Annotated in this window: 1 protein-coding gene; it reads right to left on the minus strand. The window is 58.0% G+C overall.

The annotated features are described in order from the left end of the window. Nucleotides 1–294: 294 nt before the first annotated feature. Nucleotides 295–1,338, minus strand: coding sequence for an IS110 family RNA-guided transposase (locus AC066S_RS38810; protein ID WP_135167636.1), 1,044 nt, complete (start codon nt 1,336–1,338; stop codon nt 295–297). Between the last annotated feature and the right edge of the window lie 78 nt (nt 1,339–1,416).

A 1,416-nucleotide genomic window follows, 5' to 3' on the forward strand; every position in this document is an offset into this window, starting at 1 on the left:
CCGATCTATGGACCACGCCCACGTTGCAAGAGGAATCGACAAAGGGATGAAGCGGTTTGCGCCAATCTATCCGGCTTCGATTTGAGGCTGTCGCCCCGAGCCATTATGGATATCCGCCCACTTCTGTCCTCAATAACTCGCCGGCCTCAACAAGGGCCATGGAGTCGAACCAGGCTTCAGAAGTGTCGGTAGAACCGTTTCTCCATTCGTCCTTTCCGTCTCGCAAACCTCGGCGGGATAGTGTGCTATTCCGATCGGATCGTGGATCTTCCTTCCTTCCCGGGTCCGGACGTCTTACGCAGCGTGGCCCAGGAAACTCGCTTCGTAGTCACGGCCTTTTGCGAGTATGCTCCAGGCCATCCGCGCGAGTTTTGCGGCCAAAGCAACAACTAGTACATTCGAGTGGAGCCGCTTCGATGCTGCCTCCAGCCAGGCTCCGAAGCCGTGCCTGGCCCAGGTTTGGCGCTGCAGCAGTACGGCTCTGGCTCCCTGAATGAACAGTGTTCGTAGATAACGGTTGCCGCGTCTTGATATGCGACCGAGGATGGTTCGATCGCCGGTCGAGATTTGTTTCGGTACTAGACCAAGCCATGCCGCAAAGTCGCGGCCCTTCTGGAACGCATCACCAGTTCCGATCGCGGCGATCATCGCGCTTGAGATGATTGGCCCGACGCCCGGCGCACTCATCAGACGGCGACAATGTGCATCTTGCTCCGCGATCTCGTTGATCTCCTTGGTGACTAACGCGACGCGACGGTCGAGATAGCGCCAGTCCTCGGCCAAGTCCTGGATGAGCCGAACCACCCGAGGGGACAGGCTTTCCGAAGATGTCGAGAGGATTTGGGGGAGCGCCAATCGGAGTGCTGCCGCTCCCTGCCGCACTGGTAGCCCTCGCTCAAGCAAAAAGCCCCGGATTTGATTGATGACCGCCGTTCTCTGCGTCACCAATCGACTGCGAACTCTGTGGAGTGCCTGTAAATCGAGTTGTTCGGCCGACTTCACTGGGACGAACCGCATTGTCGGCCGCTGAACGGCCTCGGCGATCGCTTCAGCATCCCGAAAATCATTCTTGTGACCCTTGAGGTATGGCTTGACGTACTGTGCCGGCAAGAGCCGGACTTGATGGCCAAATTTCTCGAGCTTGCGACCCAGATGATGTGCGCCTGCACACGCCTCCATTCCGATCAGACAACGCGGAACATTGGCCAGCGACTGGTCAAGCTGATTTCTCGACCGCTTCTTGCGTAGCGTGATTGCGCCTGTGGTATCGAGACCGACGACATGGAATGTGTTCTTCCCGAGATCGATACCGATCGTGACAATGTTCGTATTCGACATGGCTTGCGCTCCTGCTGTTGCCCCGCCGGACTCCACGTTGCCGCTGGGAGCGGGCGTGGTCCATGCCATTAACTCGTA

Source organism: Bradyrhizobium sp. CFUWI (assembly GCF_056429085.1).